Raw genomic sequence first — 19,743 nt, forward strand, 5'->3', positions numbered from 1 at the left:
TATTAAAATTAAAGTAATCGCGAATGGATTAGACGCTGTTTTTGATTCCCCTGCGGATCAAAGTTATCTGGACTTAACCACGCTTCATAAACAGCTTTCAACTCTGGCCATTCTTCATCAATAATTGAAAACCAGGCCGTATTACGATTACGCCCTTTTGTGACTCTATCTTGTCTGAATAATCCTTCAAAGTAAAAACCGAAACGTAATGCAGCGCGTTTGGAGGGTTCATTAAAATCATCACACTTCCATTCGATTCGTCGAAAATTCTGCTCAAAGCATTTTTTAAGCAATAAAAATACAGCTTCTGTCGCCGCAACCGTACGCTTTAAACGATGCGAAAAATAAACATTCCCGACTTCAATCACTGCATGTGTCAAACGCGGATTTAGCAATGCAATCCAACCGACGACTTCACCATTCATTTTAATCAAATAATGGTAAGAAGGATGAAAACCAAATACCGTTTGCAGCGCATATTTTAGTTCATTACGATTACTAAAACCTTCATAGGGTAGATATGTCCAGCAACGTGCATCTGGTTCAGTGTTTAGCGTTTGCCAAAGCTGTTCCAATTCCAGATCATTAGGGCGGTCATCGTTAATAGGAATTAGTTCAACAAACTGCCCTATTAATCGCTCATGGCGATATGTTACCGGTAATAATTGTCTAATCGGGGTGCCAACAGGTTGCTGAAAAGCATTGAACTCGGATTTTAAATAATCTTTCATTTTTACTTTACCCTGAATAATCAATATTAATAAGCTGATATTTTTTAGTAAAATAACACTATCACATAAAACACGGTCTATTTAGACATAAAATAGTGCTTATTTTTTTACGGTTTTGATGCGTTTAACAATTTATTAAACTCTGAATTTCTATTAGAATAAAATACATTCTGATCTCCTCCCTCTTTATGGCGTTTGTGTTCAATATGCCTAAAGTAATTCATGCTTTTGAAAATTCGCGTGGCCTATAACTGTAATGAATCAAGCTTTGAATAACTCCTCGGAAGTTTTGACGCAAATTCGTGTATTAGACGAATGGCAAGAAGTCATCCCCGAAGATTTATACATCCCCCCTGCTGCTTTTGAAATTTTACTTGAACATTTCGAGGGACCACTCGACTTTCTGATTTATCTCATTCAAAAAAACGGTTTTGATTTATTGCAACTGGATATTGCCCCTATTGCAACCCAATATCTATCCTATATGGATGCGATGAAATCTCTCAATATTGAGCTCACTGCGGACTATATGGTAATGGCCGCATTGCTGGCTGATCTCAAATCGCGTTTGCTTCTTCCTAAACCCGCATCGATCACATTGGAAAAAGATCCTAAGCAGGCGTTAATTGACCGTCTGGAAACTTACTTACGTATCAAACAAGCTGCAGAGCGTTTAGGACAATTCCCTGTACTGGATCGGGATACTTTTATTCCCAATGTCGGTTTAGGCCATACAGCACCGGTTTATGAGGGGTATGATGTTGAAAGCTTACGCGATGCTCTTTTTTGCGTATTTAATCGACCCGAACCAGTGATGCATACAGTTAAACAAGAAGCAGTGTTGCTGGAAGAGCGTATCGCTTTTATTCAGGAAAAAATTGAATCTGGATATGTGCTGGTATTTGATGAATTATTAAATCCAATGCAGGGTCGTATGGGAATGGTGGTCACATTCATGGCTGTTCTAGAACTAACCCGCCAACAAAAGATTAGAATCATCAGTACAGGTATTGAAACTCAGCTTTCCATTCAGGGAGCGCATGTATGAGTCTCGAACAGCAATCAATAATGTCACCCGAAGACATGCATCATGATGTATTATTACAAATTGAGGCCATTTTGTTTGCTAGTGATACTCCAGTTTCGCTTGCCAGATTAAAAGAAGCGTTTCAGGATCAATATAATAAACCCCAATTACGCCAGTTTTTACAACAACTTGCGGTATTACAACATGGGCGTTCAATTGAACTCATTGAAACTGCTCAAGGGTTTCGGTTTCAGGTTCGATCAAAATATCGTAATATAATCACCCAAGTCTGGCCCGAACGTCCGACTAAGCTCTCGCCCTCACTGCTCGAAACCATTGCCGTGATTGCTTATCATCAGCCAGTTACCCGTGCCGATATTGAACAGATTCGTGGTGTTTCGAATAATAGTCAAATTTTGCGTACATTATTTGACTGGAACTGGATTAAAGAATCGGGATTTAGAGATTTACCCGGAAGACCTGCGTTGTTAATTACAACGCCCCAATTTTTGAACGCTTTTGGCCTAGCATCTTTAGGTCAATTGCCTCCCCTACAGGATGCCAAGGAAGCTTTCATGACATTGGATGCAAATGCAGCCAAGTCTTGAATAGGTGAACTGTTGACAATTATTTCTAAGGTTGTGCTGTCATGAGTGAAAAGTTGCAAAAAGTATTAGCGCGAATCGGTCTCGGTTCACGTCGATATATGGAAGAGGTTATTGCCGCAGGTCGCGTCAGTGTCAATGGTCAGATTGCGCAAGTAGGCGAACGAATCGAACCAGGTGATGAATTGCGTATTGATGGTCGTAAAGTTCAATTTCAGGTCGAAGATGAAATTCGTCGTCGTGTATTGATTTATTATAAACCTGAAGGTGAAATCTGTTCCCGCAATGATCCAGAGCAACGTCCAACGGTATTCGAGCATCTGCCACAAATTGCTAATGATCGCTGGGTCATGGTGGGTCGTCTGGATATTAACAGTACAGGTTTATTACTTTTTACCAATGATGGTGAACTTGCCAACCGTTTAATGCATCCTTCCAACGAAGTTGAACGTGAATATGCTGTTCGTGTCATGGGTGAAGTTACCCCTCAAATCCGCCAGACTTTAGTAAATGGTGTGGTTCTAGATGATGGACCAGCCAAGTTTGAGTCATTCTCGGAGCTGGGTGGTGATGGGATTAACCGCTGGTATCAAGTTGTAGTCAAAGAGGGACGTAACCGTGAAGTACGTCGTTTATTTGAATCACAAGGCTTAAAAGTCAGCCGCTTATTGCGTACTCGTTATGGCACTGTGATTTTACCACGTGAATTGCGTACTGGTCGCTGGATGGAACTGGATAAAGCAGATATTGATAATCTGACCAAATTGGTCGAACTTAAACCACGTCAAGGCACTGGCCTGTATGGTATGGCAAAACGCCGTACTGAACGTATGGTGGAAAAACCACTGGCTGCACGTCGTGGAGGCTATTTACGTCAACAAAAACGTGATACAGATGATCAAACCGAAAATTCACCTAAACCATTTGGCCAACGTAAAAGCTTTAGTCAAAATAAAACCTTTAAAAAGTTTTAAGTCCTCAGTCGTTAGATAACGTAAAAATAAAAGAGCCCATCTATGGGCTCTTTTATTTTTACCTTTTACATTTTAGGGATGTCTATCCACTTCGCTTCAGGAAAATGCTGTTTGAGATAGTTCTTTAAATATTGTGCCGTATCTTTTGAAATGATTTCATCCTGTGATTCATCATTGAGATTATAAGCTAAAGCAAAAAGTGACACCTCGCGCTGTTTCAGGGCTTCCAGACTCAATAAAGTATGATTAATACTTCCCAAACGTCCCGAACTTACCAAAATTACAGGCAAATGTTTTTGGTTAATATAATCTATCGTCAGTAGTTCTGTGGTTAAGGGAACCATTAGCCCCCCTGCACCTTCTAATAGCACAACATCAAAGCGTTGCTTAAGGGCTTCAGTCGCCTGCTCAATCTTATCAAAATCAATTTCTCGACCATCAAGTTGCGTCGCCAAATGTGGAGAAGCTGGATAGCTAAAAATCTCAGGCATGGTCAACTTATCATGATCTTCCGATAACCAGCCTGTTCCCATAATTTCACGGTGTTTTTCAATATCTTCGGAGATTTCAACATTGCCAGTCTGTATTAACTTTTGAGTAATAGTAGATTGTCCCTGCGCATTCCAAAGTTTCGCTAAATAGCCTGTGGCATAGGTTTTCCCAATCCCTGTATCAATCCCACTAACAAAATAAACTGAAGCGCTCATGCTTTTCTCCGTGCGATACAATAAACAGGATGATAGGTTAAGGTATACAAACCATTTTCCAACTGGAACTGTTGATAACGATGATAAAATTCGGTTAATGATTGTTTTGTCCATCGTTGCTGTTGTACGGATGTTCCCGTCACACCGGTGGCTTTAATATGTTTTAATACGGCTTTCGGCGTCTCAAATTGCATATAAAAATATTGCTGACTTAGTTCAACAATCTCAAAGTTTAATTGTTCAAGCTGTTGCCGCCAGTCATCTATAGACCAATATTGCAAACCTTGCCCTGTAAGCTGTTTGATCTCGGTAAAATTATCAGGACCAAAAGTTGAAAAACATAACCAACCCTGCTTTTTTAATGCGGCATGACAACGTGCCAATAACACAGACAGATCAGTCATCCATTGCACTGCCGAACTCGATACAATCGCATCTAAATGCTGAGGTAAAGTCAGGGTTTCAATGTCCCCAATCATCCATTGAATTGGCAAATCACTTTGAAAATGGGGTTGTACTTGGGGATACAGGTCATTTAAATGCCATTGTTCCACCTGAAAATTGGCAGCCACTTGTTGCGTTAAATTTCCAGATCCGCAACCAATTTCTAAAATATCAGGCAAATGTTTTGGACAAGATGCCTGCATTAATTGACATAAATGCTGACAGATTTTCTTCTGTATAACCGCTTGTTCAGTATAGCTTTGGCCTGCTTTGGCAAAACGCTGAGCAATCAAGGATTTATTTAGATTCACAAACACTCTACCAATCGTTGCAGATCATCGGGCTGAATCAGTGATGTTAATGAAATTCTCAAGCGTGCGCTATGTTGTGGAACAGTTGGAGGACGAACGGGCATTGCATAAAAACCATGCTGCTGTACATTTTTTGACTTTTCCACAGCTTTTTGACTTGGCCCAATGAGAATGGGCACAATATGACTTGTCGATGGGCTACTATAGCCTTTGGCCACAATCTCAGTTTGTAAATATTCACTAATTTTGTGCAAATGTAAGCGTTCACTATTTGCCGCCATAACTTTTTTAAGAATAAAATCAGACCATGCAACATTAATCGGTGGCAAAGCTGTACTAAAAATCAATGGGCGCATTGTGTTAATTAAATAACTGCGAATAATCGGATCGCAAATTAAATAGCCACCGATTGAGGCGCAGGCTTTACCAAACGTGCCAACCAGTAAATCAATATCAGCAATTACTTTATATTGTTCAGCGCAGCCCAAACCTTGTTCGCCGCGAACACCAATCGCATGCGCTTCATCCACATAAAGCATGACTTTAGCAAAACGTTGTTTAATGCGAACTAATGCAGCCAAATCAGTTTCATCACCGTCCATACTAAAAATACTTTCAGTCACCACAATAATTCGTTCAACTTCGGCATCATCATGATATTTTTCAATCAATTGAGTTAAATGAAGTAAATCATTATGACGATAACGCACATATTTGGCAGATGATAAACGAATTCCATCGATCATGCTGGCATGGACCAGTTTATCCGCCAAAATCAGGGTCTTATTGTCACTTAAAGCTGGCAAAATCCCAATATTCATATGATAGCCACTATTAAATAATAAGGCTGCACGACCTAAAAAGGCCCGACTAAGATTGGCTTCAAACTGCTCATATTCCGCAAAATTACCTGTCAGTAAGCGAGATGAAGATGAGCTAAAATAACAACGCTGAATCGGTTGCTGATCCAGAAACTCTTCACGCAGTTGAATGTGTGAGGCCAAACCCAGATAATCATTGGAAGAAAGATTTAACATTCTCCGCCCAGCAATTTCGATATAAGCTCCGTGCTGCTGATTAGCATTGAACTGACGTAAATTTCCCGTTTGTTTTAATTGGTCGAGTTGTTGTTGATAATGATCAAGCAATGCCATGCGCCACCTCAGCATACATCTGTTGTACAACCTCGATAAGTTGCTCCAAAAGAAAATTTAACTCAGCTTCGGAGATGATATAAGGTGGCATCACATATACCAACTTACCAAAAGGACGCACCCAGATACCGCGTTCAACGAATTGTTGTTGTAAAGTTTTCATATCCACATTGAGCTTGAGTTCGACTACACCAATCGCACCTAAAATACGAATATCTGCTACATATTCTAACTCTGACAATATTTGTAATTGTTGTAACTGCTCCGAAATACGCTGAATATTAGCTTTCCAATCCTGTTCCACTAAAAGCTGTGTACTTCGCAGTGCAACGGCACAAGCCAAAGGATTTGCCATAAACGTTGGACCATGCATAAATACACCAGCTTCGCCACGACTAATGGTTTCTGCAACGTGTTTGGTCGTGAGTGTGGCAGATAAGGTCATATATCCCCCCGTTAACCCCTTGCCTATACACATTATATCTGGCTCTACCTGCGCATGTTCCCAAGCAAAGAGTTTTCCGGTACGACCAAAACCTGTAGCAATTTCATCAAAAATGAGCAACAACTGATATTTGTCGCACAACTTGCGTAACTGCTTTAAATATTCAGGGTGATAAAAGCGCATTCCACCTGCACCCTGCACAATTGGTTCAATAATAAATGCAGCTAATTCATGATGATGTTGCTTAAGCATTTGCTCAACTTCATCCATTTCAGCAGGATTCCATTCTCCCTCAAAGCAACTTTGTGGTGCTGATACAAAAAAGCGCTTTGCCAAACTTTCGCCAAATATCTGATGCATGCCTGTCACTGGATCGCAGACTGACATAGCATTCCATGTGTCGCCATGATAACCCGAACGCGTAGTGATAAAGTTGGTCTTTGCAACTTGAACCTGTTTTGCTCCAGATTTTGAAGACTCTACTTCTGAAGATCCCGCCCTTGAAGACCAATATTGAATTGCCATTTTTAGGGCAACTTCAACGGCGACAGAACCTGAATCTGCGTAAAAAATTTTGTCCAGACACGGCGGTGTAATTTTGAGTAATAATTTAGCTAGTTCAATCGCTGGATCATGAGTCAAACCACCAAACATGATATGCGCCATTTTTTCAAGTTGATGCGTCACTGCCTGATTTAAACCAGGATGGTTATAGCCATGAATCGCGCACCACCATGAAGACATTCCATCAATTAACTGACGTCCATCCTCAAGTTCAATAGTCGCGCCATAGGCACGTTGCACTTTAAAAGTAGGTAAGGGATTAAGCATTGAGGTATAAGGATGCCAGATATGCTCCAAATCAAATTGATCACTCATCCCTTTACTCCATTGACTTGCTTTTTTTACACGGTACTACATGGTAAACCTGCAGACTTTGAAAATAAATTGCGATAAACACCATTTCGTTTAAAGCTTAAACTGACGATTCCATAAAATGAATCAGTTCCTGACAAGTGAGTTCAACTTGAACAAAAGGAAAACTGTGAGCAGTGTTTTTTAGTTCTACAACCTGAATAAATTTTGCTGCTATTTTTTGCATATCATAGCTAACTTGGTATGGAACTAATGCATCATGCTCAGCAAACAAATGCAACTGATAACCTGTATAGTTTTTTAAGATATTAACCAGATTTAGTTGTTCCAACATATCTAAACCTTGCTTTAATAACGACATGGGTTGCGCATGTAATAAGCTTTGCATTTTATTAAAATCGGATTTGGCTGTTGTTACGCCTTTTGTTACAAGCAGCCCAAAACGTTTTAAGGTTGCAACTGGATCTATGTTAAATGATTGTCTAAACTGAATAAAATCATCAGCCGACATTGCATGTTTCCAATTATCAGTGGCAACAAAACAGGGATTAGACGCCATCGTGATTAAAGTTTTGGCCTCTCCTGTTTGTTTAAAGACTTCATGGGCTAAAACAATCGCCAGCTCTCCGCCCAGTGACCAACCCGCAATAACATCAAACTGGGCTGCGTGTTGTACAAATTGCGCTAATTGTTCTTCATCTAGCACATTAAAAATATTGCTCAGTTCAACCTGATAGCCACGTTGTTCAAGTGACTGTTTCAATGGATTTAATAGCTGTTCACCACCACCCCAGCCTGTGATCAGTAGAATTCTTTGTTTCAATGTCGTGCTCAGTATCTTTAATCTAGAAAAGTATAACCATTTTTACTCAGCGATTTGATTGCATGGCTGCTCATTGTTATCCAAATCAACCAAAAAAGTTGCTGGAATCACGTTCTCCCAACAGTCACATTTAACTTGCTGATGAATCAGATCAATTTCAAAAGGACTACTCTTAGCAATCTGTTGGGCTTTAATTAAGTCAATTGCTCGCATATAAGCGATTAAATAATCCTGCCCTTCAAGCTGTGTATAAAACCATGATTCAATCATAACGCCTTCGGCTTGCAGCGTTTGTATGGCTTGCTCTTTATGTTCTTGAAGCCTCTGTTGCCATTCTTTAACCTTTGGCCATGTATCAGGTTTTAATTTAATCAGCGCCAAACCGATATCCATATTATGCGTTGCTCACTTGATTTGTTTTCGTTCACCTCATATGAACACAACCTCTCACAAAAGCAAAAGTATTTGTTAGCACATTTCGGAGTCGATTTTGTTAAACTGCAACGTAGTCTTTTACAAACGGGCTTTTAAATAAAGATGAAAATGATGCGTACAATAACAATATTAAAGATGAGTGTGCTTAGCCTCAGTTTAGCAATTGGAGTTAGTCATCTCGCTCATGCTGAAAAAAATGTATTTTCAACATCCAGTACGGATCAAAAACAATGGGTCGGTCAGACCGCGCCTGATTTTCGATTACAGGATCAAAATGGAAAATGGCATCAATTAAAGGACTTTCAAGGAAAATGGCTAGTTCTGTATTTTTATCCGAAAGATGATTCACCGGGTTGTACGCAGGAAGCAAATCGCTTTAAAGCGCTTGCTCCTCAATTTACTCAATCTAATGCAGTGGTCATGGGCGTCAGTCTTGACGATGTCGCCTCACATAAAAAGTTCTCGGAAAAACTAGGGCTTCCCTTTCCTATTTTGGCCGACAGTGATCACCAATTGGCTGAAAAATTTGGTATTGTTCGAAATTTAGGTCTTATAAAAATCGCCAAAAGAGAAAGTTTTTTAATTGATCCAAAAGGCACGGTGGTTTATCACTATAGTAGTGTCGACACTCAGAATCATGCCGATGAGGTTCTAAAAGATGTGAAACGCTTACAACAGAAAAAATGATAAAAATAAAAAACTCAGCTTCTGCTGAGTTTTTTTATTCTCAATTTTACATCTGAGATTGAATATAGTTTTGTAAGCCCATCAATTCAATTAAACGCAACTGCTTTTCTAGCCAGTAAGTATGATCTTCTTCTGTATCAGACATTTGCGTGCGAAGCATATCACGGCTGACATAATCACCCTTTTCTTCACATAGTTTCACGCCGTCTGCAAGCTTCTGACGAACATGGTATTCAAGTGCCAAATCTGCTTTTAAGCAAGATACGACATCTTCACCCGTAACAATATCATCACGATCCATATTCGGCGTACCTTCAAGAAATAAGACACGGCGAATAATTGCATCAGCATGAGCAGCTTCTTCCTGCATCTCATGATCGATACGTTCGTAAATTTTACTCAAGCCCCAATCTTCATACATACGTGAATGAATCAGGTATTGATCACGGGCAGCCAGTTCGCCACCGATCAACATATTTAAATAGTCTATGACTTCTGGATTGCCGCGCATTTGTAATTCTCCTCTTGAATGGCTTTATTATGGTCAAGTTTAAAAATGATTGCAAAGCAAAAATAGTGTAAGTTTATGATTTTTATAAAATTAAAATGAGAAACATACGCATTTACAGTTTTAATTGGAAAAATTTATTGTGAAAAAATAGAAACTTGCAATATTTCATCCTTTCAATAAAAGACAAATCAATCACAAATTTATACTTTTTAAAATTTGTAACTAAAGACAATGCTTCTTGTTTCATTTATTTTCGTGAAAATATATGCTGCCATGATTGTATCTTCACGAAAATTTCGTTAAATAAAAGTCAGTTAAAATATCAATAGGCGGAAATATGAATAAGAACACACCCATTTTGGTCACAGGTGCCACAGGTTATGTGGCTGGCTGGATTATTGAACGCTTACTCATGCAAGGGCATATCGTACATGCCACAGTTCGTGACCCATCCAAAACAGAAAAACTCAAACATCTCACCGAGATTGCAGAAAAATCCTCAGGCCAGATTTATTTCTTTAAAGCAGACTTATTAACACCTCATGCTTTTGATCAAGCCATGCAGGGCTGTGAAATTGTAATTCATACAGCCTCTCCTTTTGTGATTACCAATTATAAAGATGCAGTAAAAGATATTATTGAACCCGCAGTAAACGGCACGATGAATGTCCTTGAGGCAGTTAACCGAACAACTTCTGTTACACGTGTTGTGGTCACTTCTAGTATTGCAGCGACTTATGGGGACGCGATTGAAATTGAAGATACACCAAACAATGAGTTTGACGAAAGTTGCTGGAACACCACCAGTAATGAAACGCATCAACCTTATTCTTATTCAAAAGTTGCAGCTGAACGCAAAGCATGGGAAATGGCAAAGCAGCAAGATCGTTGGTCATTGGTCTGTATTAATCCTGCGTTAGTTATGGGACCATCACTCACCGCCTCCAGCCAATCAGGTAGTATTGAGCTATTGCAACAATTTGCCAATGGTGTGACTCTGTTTGGTGTACCTCCGATGTGGAATGGAATTGTGGATGTTCGCGATGTCGCCGATGCCCATGTTGCAGCTGCTTTATCGCCGAATGCCAATGGACGGTATATCATTTCTGGCGGTAGCTTAAGTCTTCTTGAAATGGGTCAGGCGCTGACCAAACGTTTTGGTTATCGTTATCCATTTCCACACTTTAGTGTTCCAAAAGCAGCTTTTTCCCTGATTTCTCCATTATTGGGATATACACGTGAATTTGTAAAACTCAATATGGGCTATCCAATTTACTTTAATGCGACACGTAGTCAGGAAGATCTTGGCATTCGTTACCGGGATATTCGTGAAAGTGTTTGTGATCATTTCCAACAATTGCTGGATGATGGTGTGATTAAAAAACGCGGTTAGACATTAGGGCTGACGTTCATCTGAACTCAGATGAACGTCATAAAAAGCAATCAACTTTGGTACTGTGCTAAAAATTCAAGAAACTCTTGTTCATTCATTACACGAATCTCAAGTTTTGCTGCCTTATCGAGTTTGCTTCCCGCTTTCTCTCCAGCAACGACGCATTTCGTCTTACTCGAAACACTACCACTGACACGAGCGCCCAACGCCTGTAAACGCTGTGTCGCTTCGTCACGCCCCATCGTACTGAGTGTACCTGTCACCACCCAACTTTCGCCATTTAAAGGCTGACGAGTCGGCGCTATAGGTGCATCCCAATGAATACCAGCAGCTAACAGACGATCAAGCACTTCAATATTATGGGGTGCTAAAAAGAAATCAAAAATCCATTCGGCAGTAATTTCACCCACATCGGGCGTCTTTTTCAACGATTCAACATCAGCATTTTTCAACGCCTCAAAAGTCTGAAAAGTATTGGCGAGCATTCGGGCTGTAGTTTCTCCCACGCCACGAATTCCAAGGGCATAGATAAAACGTGCGAGAGTGGTTTTTTTACTTGCTTCAATCGCATCCATCAAATTTTGAACGGATTTTTCTCCCATCTTCTCAATGCCGAGCAAGGTGTCACGATGTTCATGTAAATGGTAAATATCTGCCACGTCCTTGAGTAGATCCAGATGCAATAGAGACTCTACCCAGCGATCCCCCAAACCTTCAATGTCCATCGCCTTACGTGATACAAAGTGACGAATCGCTTCGATACGTTGAGCAGCGCAATATAATCCCCCAGAACAACGTGCCAGCGCCTCACCTTCAGGCATGACTACAGGTGATGAGCAAACTGGACAGTTTTCTGGTAACTGGATAATTTCAGCTTCGACTGGGCGAAACTCAGGCCAGACTTTTTCAACTTTTGGAATCACGTCGCCACTACGATACACACTGACGCGATCACCAATTCGTACATCTAAGCGGTGAATTTCACCGATATTATGCAAAGTCACATTAGAAACGGTAACACCACCCACCAACACAGGCTGTAAACGCGCTACAGGAGTCAATGTTCCTGTTCGCCCCACTTGCCAGTCAATGTTTTCTACCGTAGTCAGGGCAATTTCAGCAGGAAATTTATAAGCGGTCGCCCAGCGTGGTTCACGGCTTAAAAAGCCTAGTTGTTGCTGTTGTTTTAGATCATCAACCTTGATGACCATGCCATCAATTTCAACAGTTAAATTTGGGCGTTCCTGTTGGATTTGCTCATAACGCTGTTGAACTTCTTCAATTGATGAACATAAAAATTGACGTTCCGCAATTTCAAAACCCAATTGAGTCAACCAATTCAGGCTTTCATGCATACTTGTGAGGCCATGATGTGGCTCACATTGTGCGATTCCATAAGCATAAAAAGCCAAAGGGCGTGATGCAGCAATATTTGGATCAAGTTGTCTTAAACTCCCCGCTGCGGCATTACGTGGATTAGCAAAAGTTTTTTCACCTTTCGCTTCATTTGCAGCATTTAAACGCTCGAACCCCTGTTTTGGCATTAACACTTCCCCACGAACTTCCAGTAACTGAGGAATTTCAACTGGATTGTGGCTCAAGTATTTTGGTAAATTGCGAATGGTTTTGACATTTTGACTGATGTCCTCGCCCGTTTCTCCATCCCCACGCGTGACTCCACGAACTAAAACACCATTTTCATACCACAGTGAAATTGCTAAACCATCTAGTTTAAGCTCAACATCGTATTCTACTTGTTGATTCGGTAATCGTTCTTCAATTCTACGGGCAAAAGCAAACAGTTCTTCCTGATTAAAAACATTGCCTAAAGACAGCATCGGCACGGCATGGGTCACGTTTTCAAATTTACTCAGTGCCTGACCACCAACTTTGTTGGTTGGGGTGTCGGGTTGTAATAGCTCAGGATATTGCTGCTCCAGAGCTTTTAACTGATGAAATAGCTGATCATATTCATTGTCACTAATCGATGGTTGATCCATGACATAATACGCATGATTATGTTTTGCAATCAGTTGAATCAATTGCCGCATTTGCGCAATGACATCACTATTATTCACCATAAAAATTCACCATGTAAAAGGGCGGAAAATCCGCCCTGAGTTGCGATCTTCATACATCGCAATAAATAAAAGCACTAAAAAGTAGTTAAGCTGTTTCCTGTGTTGAACGATAGTCAATCACGTGATGGCGCCAATGTTCTTTCAATTGTGGAGTAAATTCCAGATTATTTTCATCATAGACTTTACCATCCACTTCACGTGCAATGAGTCCTGCAATACTGGTCATCATATCGAAACCTTTTAAAGCATCCTGATGCGGTAATGCAAGGAAAAATGCCAAACCTTGTACTTGTTCGCTTGATAACGCTTCAAGATCAAATCCCGCAGGGCCATTATCAGTCATACGCAATACGGAAAACATCAATGGACTTGGCTCGTCCGTTTTTTCATAACGATGGAAACAGGCCATTTCTCCAAAACGCAGACCATATTTGAGTAACACTTTTAAGGTTTTATCGCCAGATAAAGCACGACGCGGATTTGGGAAGACATTTAAAGCCACAATTTCCTGTGCAGTTGCCAAAGCACTTTCATCATCAAAACGCTGTTGTTCATGCAAATGCACATCCAGCAAACTGCTTTCCCCATCAAACTCAGCAATAGTTGCTGCTTCAATCTCTGGATTAAGTTGAAATTCATCGACTTTTTTAAGGTTTTCTGTTTCAGTTTCGCTTTCAAGTGTTGTCACACTTTCTACTTTTGCGGTATCAAAATGCTGTGTTGTCATCGTTTCAGCCACAGTGTTTACTTTAGCTGATGCCTCTTCATGAATACGTTCAACAGGCGTGTTGATCTCTACGCGTTCAATCTCGACAGCATCCAGATCTTTATCCAGCTTGTCCGTATTCAATTCAGGCGAAGTCAAAGGTTGTGTCACTTTATCATCCAGAACTTCAGGAATTTCCTGTAGCGCTGGTTCTTTACGCTCATTATCTAGCACGGTTTCTGCGGGCAATTGATCACGTACATGACGTGGAATAATTGGCTTATTGCTCTCTGGATCGATATACAATTCGCTGTCTAATGAGGGTTCGGTCGGAGCAGGTTTTCTTAGAACCATTCTTAAACCGACAATCATGATAATAATGGCGGCGACTATGCCCACGATGGTGGTAACTTCCATACTATGACTCCGTGACTAACCCATATTCTTTTGCTTGTTCCAAATTAACAGTGACCAGTTTTGAGGTACCAGGTTCTGGCATGGTTACCCCTAATAAATCGGTCGCCATCGTCATTGCAAGTTTATTATGTGTAATGTAAATGAATTGCACCTGTTCAGAAAGCTCTTTTACCAAATTACAAAACCGCTGTACATTGGCATCATCTAGCGGTGCATCAACCTCATCCAGTACACAAAATGGTGCTGGATTTAGGCGGAAGATTGCAAAGACCAAAGCCAATGCTGTTAATGCCTTTTCACCACCCGATAATAATGCCAGTGAACTATTACGTTTCCCTGGTGGTCGTGCCATTAGTTTTACACCTGATTGCCAGTCATCTTCAAGACTTAAACTTGCTTCACCACCACTAAAAACTTTAGGAAATAAATCCTGAAGCTCAGTATTGACCTGATCAAAAGTCGTCATAAATAACTTTCTAGTTTCTTGGTCAATACTTTTCATGGCTTCTTTTAGCTGAGAAACTGTGTTTTCCAGATCCTGAATTTGATGACTCAGTTCGTCAAAACGTTTTGAAACTTCTTCATATTCCTCAGAAGCCGCCAAATTCACTGCACCCAGTTTTTCAAATTGGCGCTGTGCTTTTTCCAGCGCCTGTTGATGCTCAACTAAATGAAATTTTAGCCCATTTACACGCTCGCTCCCCAAATCTTTAAGTTGTTCCTGAAAATGCTCTAAATCTGATTTAGCGGCTTGCCAATTTAGACGTTTTTGTTCCAGTTGCTCGCGTAATTGTTCCTCACGCTGCTGAGTGTGATGGCGTTGCTCGGTAAGACGCTGTTGTCTTTCCTGTACGTTATTGAGTTCGATTTGCCATTCATTCCAACTTTTTTTGAGTTGCTCGGTCTGTTGAGATTGCTCAGAAAACTCGGATTCGAGGGATGGCAATTCCAGTTGAATGGGATCAACAAATTTTTTTGCATGGTCCATCTGTTCAATAATCTGTTGATATTGAGTTTTTAAAAAGGACAGATCTTTTTCTAATAGTTCGATTTGCTGTTGGCTTTGCGAAACCATACGGCGCGTGTTTTCACGTTCCTGTTGATGCTGTTGTAGTTGATGCTGTTGATCATCCAGTTGTTCTGCCAATGTCTCAAGCTGAAATTGTCGAGTTTTATAATCTGGCAGACTTGCATCTAATTTTAAATTCAACGCATGTAAATCGATATCCAGATCATCACGCTGCATGGCATCATCTTCAAGCTGGGTTTCTAGTTGCTTTAACTGCTCTTGTAGCTGCTGTTTTTGCACCACAAATGCTTGAGCCGCACTTTGATGTCTGGTCATGTTTAATTCAAGATGCTGTTGTTGCTTTTGATTTTGTTTTAATTGGATTTTTAATTGTTGTAATTGATCTTGCTGCGTATTGATTTGCTGTTGCTGCTCAAAACTCAGTCGATTTAAATGCTCAAGTTCTGGTTCCAAAGTTGAGAGTAACTGTACAATTTCATCCAGACGAATACGATGACTCAACACGCCAGTGGTCTGGCTATCTTCATCATAATCGAGTGCAATAACCCAATCTTGTCCAACATGATAGGCATCTAGTGTCACAATACTTTGACCAGTCTTGAGCTGCTTTTGCAACCCTAATGCCTGATCCAACGTATCTGCTAACCCAATGTTTTGCCACAACGATAACTGTGGTGATTTAATCCACTCCGCAAATGGTCGTAACCCGAATTGTAGTGAGTCCCCTAAGAATGCAGAAGCTTTAATTTGTCGCGAAAGCTGTGGTTCAAAGTCAGCATCTTTGTCAAGATAATGCGCGCTCATCCATTTGTTCAATAACTTTTCAATCAGACTGGCATGTGCTTTGCCTATTTCACTTAACTCTAACACCGCCATCAAACGTATAGCATCCGATTGTTTCGGACTTTGTTTTGCCACCAGTAGATTGAGATTCTTTTGTTCCGCCTGTAATACCTGTATTTGATTTTTATATTGTTGAATTTCAGTCGTTAAATCATTATGTTGCTGCTGCTGGATCTGAAAATGTTGTTCAACTTGTTCGATCTGCTGTTCAAGCGCCGCGATGTCTTGTTCCAATTGAACGAATTGTTGCTCTAAACTTTGTAACTCATTGTCCTGTACCTGTGCCTCAATTTGCAAGGTTTGGGTTTCAAGTGTTTGTTTTTGCTGCGTGATACGCTCTATACTTTTAGTCAGTTGCTCAAGTTGTAGCGACATCTGATTTTTCTGTTGTTGTTGCTTTTCAACGTGCTGTTTAATCTGATTAAACTGCTCTTGCGCCTGTTTGTGTTGCGCTTGCAAATCCTGATAATTATGTTCACTTTGCTGAGTATTTGCCTCAAAACCATTTAAATGTTCAGTTTGTTCATCCAACTGTGTTAATAAATTTTCAAGCTGTAGCTCGTTCAGTTGTAATCGTTCTTTCGTCTGGGCTTTTTGTTGTTCTAACTGAGTCAACGTTGTATTGTTCTGTTGATATAAACTTTGCTTTTGTTGTAGCGTCATTTTCAACTCAGCTAACTTTTTCTCAGCCTGTTGCCATTCATTTTGTAGAGGAGTCGATTGTTGAATCAAGCGCTGGAACAACGCACTACTTGCTTCAAGATCATGCTCAATAGTAGTTAGCTCAGAACGAACCAACTTGAACTCCTCTCCCAAAGCAGTCATTTGTACCGTATATTCTTGCTGAAGTTGACTAGATTGCTCCGACTGGAAAGACAGGATTTCGATTTTCAGCGTTCTAATCTGCTGCTCAAGCTGTTTGTAATGAATAGCGGCTTCAGATTGACGTTTTAACGTTTTTAGTTGTGATTTAAGTTCCTGCGCAATATCCTCTAAACGCGATAAATTTTGTTCGGTGTGTTCTAAGTGTTGCAATGTTTCACGGCGACGTGCCTGATAACGTGAAACGCCTGCTGCTTCCTCAATAAACACACGCATTTCTTCAGGTTTGGCATCTACCAACCGATTAATCATGCCCTGTTCAATAATCGCATAAGAACGTGGACCTAAACCTGTTCCCAAAAAGATATCGGTAATATCACGGCGGCGACAACGTGTTCCATTTAAAAAATATTCAGATTTTCCATCACGGTTGACCTGACGACGAACTGCCAGCTCATTGTAGGCATTATAAGCACCACCAAGTTTTCCATACGTATTGTCAAATCTCAGCTCGACACTAGCGACACCAACAGGTTTACGCTTCGCAGTTCCCGTAAAAATGACATCTTGCATACTGCCACCACGTAACTGACGTGCGCTAGATTCTCCCATGACCCAACGTATGGCATCAATCACATTGGATTTGCCACAACCATTCGGGCCAACGACTGCAGTACGATTAGCCTTAAATTGGAGAGTGGATGAGTCAGCGAATGACTTAAAGCCTGCAAGTTTTAAACTGCTTAAACGCATAATGTCCTAATCAAAAGTTTTTTATTATTTGCCCATCTCATTTCAATGGTATGGACATAATAGAATACCAATAGCGGCTTATTTTAAAATGAATGCAGCTCAATAGGGGCTTTTTTTAAGATGAAGTTGAACAATTTTATTCAGAATTTATCCAGAAACAGGGCGATCAGTTAAAATATCGCCAAACTTTCAGGTCATCACTTATTTTTCTACACAACCTGACCGCTTCAACGACGCGAACGACGTGCCCAAGCCAACTCGATTTGCTTCATGCGAGTCAGTGAATCCAGAACTAGATTACGCAAATGTCGGCAAAAATCCTCCATAAATAAAGTAGCCTGATGTGATTTCCGGATCAACACAGCATCTGCCACCAATTTAAACAATGCGAAAGATTCTTGTAATTCACGACGTGAGGTATTTAATGTCAAAAAATAACTACGGCGCAATGAGGGCAATAATTCTTTATAAAACTTCATTAAATAAGGATTGGCAACCATATCATGTTGCAATGCTAGATATTGGAAAATACCATCATAAAATTTTTCGGTATCACCTATTTTTACTTGTTCAGTCAAATGCTCCATGAGGTGTTGCAATTGCTCCGCTTCATGTACTCGCCACGTTTCACTGATGCGTTGCACAATGTGCCCTAGCACCAAAACATTGGTATCAAACAAAGCTTTGACTTGTTGAGATGACATTTCAGAAACAATGGCTCCACGACGTGGATAGATATGAATCAAGTGAGTGCGTTCCAGCAATAACAATGCTTCACGTACCGAGCCGCGACTGACGTCGAGCTCTTTGGCGATCCGCAATTCCTGAATACGTTCACCCTCTACCAGTTCACCAGTAATAATCTGGTCGCTAATGTGTTTTGCAATTTGCTCCGACAGGCTCTCTGTCTCTTCAAGTTTCATGAATCACCTGTTTTGATTTTTACTTTGGCGTTCCACTGCCATTTATTGTGATTGTTTTAACTGATTCTCTTTATGGATGACTATGTCATTGTCTAACAATTTTATTGCATTTTGAGCCAATTCAACATTCTGATCATTGGAAATTTCATCTTATTTTCTTATCCCTATACCGCTAAAAGTTAAATTTAATTTTTATTTTTTAGCGATTTAGGAAGTATTGTTTTATGAATTTCTATTGAGTAAAACCTTGATAAATGAAATAGGTTCCAACGACCGTTAATAAACAGGCAAAGCATTTTTTCAACATGGCAGGCGACAACATATGAGCAACTTTCGCACCAAATTTAGCGGTAATGAAACTCATGATACTAATCCCTAAAAATGCATAAACGTGAATATAACCAATTGCATTGGGCACTTTGACATGTTGTTGAACACCAAACCACATAAAACCAATGGCACCCGCAACTGCTATAGGTAAACCGCAGGCCGCTGAGGTCGCTACTGCTTTTTGCATTACCACTCCATTTCGATTCAGATATGGCACTGTCAAACTACCTCCCCCAATCCCAAAGATTGCCGAAGCAATACCAATGCCGCCACCTGCCAACATTTGCATAGGCGCTGAAGGTAAATGTCGTGTTTCATCCACAACCACATTTGCACCTTTAAACATTCGATAAGCCACCCAGATCGCAAATATTCCAATAATGATTTGTAAGTTTTGTCCCGACAAAAGATCCGCGATACCCGCTCCTAAAAAAGAACCAATCACTAAACCAGGCGCAAGATTACGAAACACCTGCCATAACACTGCCCCACGTTTATGATGTGCCATTACTGAGCTGATTGAAGTCACAATAATGGTGGCCAGAGAAGTTCCCAAAGCCATATGCATAATGACAGCCGGATCATAATGAAGCTGAGTAAATACGATATAAAGAATTGGGACAATAATTAATCCACCACCCACGCCAAACAAGCCCGCAGCAAATCCAGCGATTGCACCGATGGCTAAATATATGATTAACTCCATACCTGATTT

The 19,743-nt window shown here is 40.4% G+C and carries 18 protein-coding genes; 5 read left to right on the forward strand and 13 right to left on the reverse strand.

The annotated features are described in order from the left end of the window. Positions 1-8: 8 nt before the first annotated feature. Positions 9-731, reverse strand: a complete 723-nt coding sequence (locus tag IAE19_RS14260) for a GNAT family N-acetyltransferase (protein WP_200461575.1) — start codon at positions 729-731, stop codon at positions 9-11. Positions 732-987: 256 nt separating this feature from the next. Between IAE19_RS14260 and IAE19_RS14265 the strand changes: the two genes are divergently transcribed. Genes IAE19_RS14265 through rluB form a run of 3 tightly spaced genes read left to right on the forward strand, consistent with a single transcriptional unit; the run spans position 988 to position 3,337 of the window. Then, on the forward strand, positions 988-1,779 hold the full coding sequence (locus IAE19_RS14265) for a segregation and condensation protein A (RefSeq protein ID WP_200461576.1): 792 nt from the start codon (positions 988-990) through the stop codon (positions 1,777-1,779). After that, entirely contained in the window at positions 1,776-2,366 is a 591-nt protein-coding gene (gene scpB, locus IAE19_RS14270) for an SMC-Scp complex subunit ScpB (protein WP_200461577.1), read from the forward strand. The genes IAE19_RS14265 and scpB overlap by 4 nt, the downstream gene beginning before the upstream one ends. A gap of 41 nt (positions 2,367-2,407) precedes the next feature. Beyond that, the gene (rluB, locus tag IAE19_RS14275) at positions 2,408-3,337 is read left to right on the forward strand and encodes a 23S rRNA pseudouridine(2605) synthase RluB (protein ID WP_200461578.1); all 930 of its coding nucleotides are present in this window, start codon (positions 2,408-2,410) and stop codon (positions 3,335-3,337) included. A 65-nt stretch (positions 3,338-3,402) separates the two neighbouring features. On the opposite strand, the gene bioD is transcribed toward rluB, so the two are convergent. The 6 genes from bioD to IAE19_RS14305 all read right to left on the reverse strand — a co-directional run bounded on the left by bioD (position 3,403) and on the right by IAE19_RS14305 (position 8,490). Then, on the reverse strand, positions 3,403-4,044 hold the full coding sequence (gene bioD, locus IAE19_RS14280; protein WP_200461579.1) for a dethiobiotin synthase: 642 nt from the start codon (positions 4,042-4,044) through the stop codon (positions 3,403-3,405). Next, positions 4,041-4,805: a malonyl-ACP O-methyltransferase BioC gene (gene bioC / locus IAE19_RS14285; protein WP_320159426.1), complete on the reverse strand. Its 765-nt coding sequence runs from the start codon at positions 4,803-4,805 to the stop codon at positions 4,041-4,043. The genes bioD and bioC overlap by 4 nt, the downstream gene beginning before the upstream one ends. Next, positions 4,796-5,953: an 8-amino-7-oxononanoate synthase gene (locus IAE19_RS14290; protein ID WP_200461581.1), complete on the reverse strand. Its 1,158-nt coding sequence runs from the start codon at positions 5,951-5,953 to the stop codon at positions 4,796-4,798. The genes bioC and IAE19_RS14290 overlap by 10 nt, the downstream gene beginning before the upstream one ends. Then, positions 5,940-7,277 carry an adenosylmethionine--8-amino-7-oxononanoate transaminase gene (bioA, locus tag IAE19_RS14295; protein ID WP_200461582.1) on the reverse strand — a complete coding sequence of 446 codons (1,338 nt, stop codon included), beginning with the start codon at positions 7,275-7,277 and terminating at the stop codon, positions 5,940-5,942. Before bioA ends, IAE19_RS14290 begins: the two co-directional genes overlap by 14 nt. Before the next feature lie 97 nt (positions 7,278-7,374). Then, complete coding sequence (locus tag IAE19_RS14300; RefSeq protein ID WP_200461583.1) at positions 7,375-8,097, reverse strand: hydrolase; 723 nt, start codon at positions 8,095-8,097, stop codon at positions 7,375-7,377. 42 nt (positions 8,098-8,139) lie between these two features. After that, complete coding sequence (locus IAE19_RS14305) at positions 8,140-8,490, reverse strand: DUF6176 family protein (RefSeq protein ID WP_200461584.1); 351 nt, start codon at positions 8,488-8,490, stop codon at positions 8,140-8,142. Between the two features lie 144 nt (positions 8,491-8,634). Here IAE19_RS14305 and IAE19_RS14310 point away from each other — a divergent pair, with 144 nt between their 5' ends. Further along, positions 8,635-9,219: a peroxiredoxin gene (locus IAE19_RS14310; RefSeq protein ID WP_200461585.1), complete on the forward strand. Its 585-nt coding sequence runs from the start codon at positions 8,635-8,637 to the stop codon at positions 9,217-9,219. Positions 9,220-9,265: 46 nt separating this feature from the next. Here IAE19_RS14310 and ftn read toward each other — a convergent pair whose 3' ends face one another. Next, positions 9,266-9,730: a heteropolymeric bacterioferritin subunit Ftn gene (gene ftn, locus IAE19_RS14315; RefSeq protein WP_200461586.1), complete on the reverse strand. Its 465-nt coding sequence runs from the start codon at positions 9,728-9,730 to the stop codon at positions 9,266-9,268. Positions 9,731-10,067: 337 nt separating this feature from the next. Here ftn and IAE19_RS14320 point away from each other — a divergent pair, with 337 nt between their 5' ends. Continuing rightward, complete coding sequence (locus IAE19_RS14320; RefSeq protein ID WP_200461587.1) at positions 10,068-11,123, forward strand: NAD-dependent epimerase/dehydratase family protein; 1,056 nt, start codon at positions 10,068-10,070, stop codon at positions 11,121-11,123. A 50-nt stretch (positions 11,124-11,173) separates the two neighbouring features. Here IAE19_RS14320 and ligA read toward each other — a convergent pair whose 3' ends face one another. From ligA to IAE19_RS14345, 5 genes are all read right to left on the reverse strand, one after another. Beyond that, positions 11,174-13,204: an NAD-dependent DNA ligase LigA gene (gene ligA, locus IAE19_RS14325; protein WP_227612273.1), complete on the reverse strand. Its 2,031-nt coding sequence runs from the start codon at positions 13,202-13,204 to the stop codon at positions 11,174-11,176. 85 nt (positions 13,205-13,289) lie between these two features. Continuing rightward, the gene (locus tag IAE19_RS14330) at positions 13,290-14,327 is read right to left on the reverse strand and encodes a cell division protein ZipA C-terminal FtsZ-binding domain-containing protein (RefSeq protein WP_200461588.1); all 1,038 of its coding nucleotides are present in this window, start codon (positions 14,325-14,327) and stop codon (positions 13,290-13,292) included. Position 14,328: 1 nt separating this feature from the next. Beyond that, entirely contained in the window at positions 14,329-17,775 is a 3,447-nt protein-coding gene (gene smc, locus IAE19_RS14335; protein WP_200461589.1) for a chromosome segregation protein SMC, read from the reverse strand. Between the two features lie 227 nt (positions 17,776-18,002). After that, complete coding sequence (locus tag IAE19_RS14340; protein ID WP_200461590.1) at positions 18,003-18,698, reverse strand: GntR family transcriptional regulator; 696 nt, start codon at positions 18,696-18,698, stop codon at positions 18,003-18,005. 232 nt (positions 18,699-18,930) lie between these two features. Next, on the reverse strand, positions 18,931-19,734 hold the full coding sequence (locus tag IAE19_RS14345) for a sulfite exporter TauE/SafE family protein (RefSeq protein ID WP_200461591.1): 804 nt from the start codon (positions 19,732-19,734) through the stop codon (positions 18,931-18,933). Positions 19,735-19,743 lie beyond the last annotated feature (9 nt).

The sequence above is a fragment of the Acinetobacter sp. S40 genome (genome assembly GCF_016624705.1).
GTDB lineage: Bacteria > Pseudomonadota > Gammaproteobacteria > Pseudomonadales > Moraxellaceae > Acinetobacter.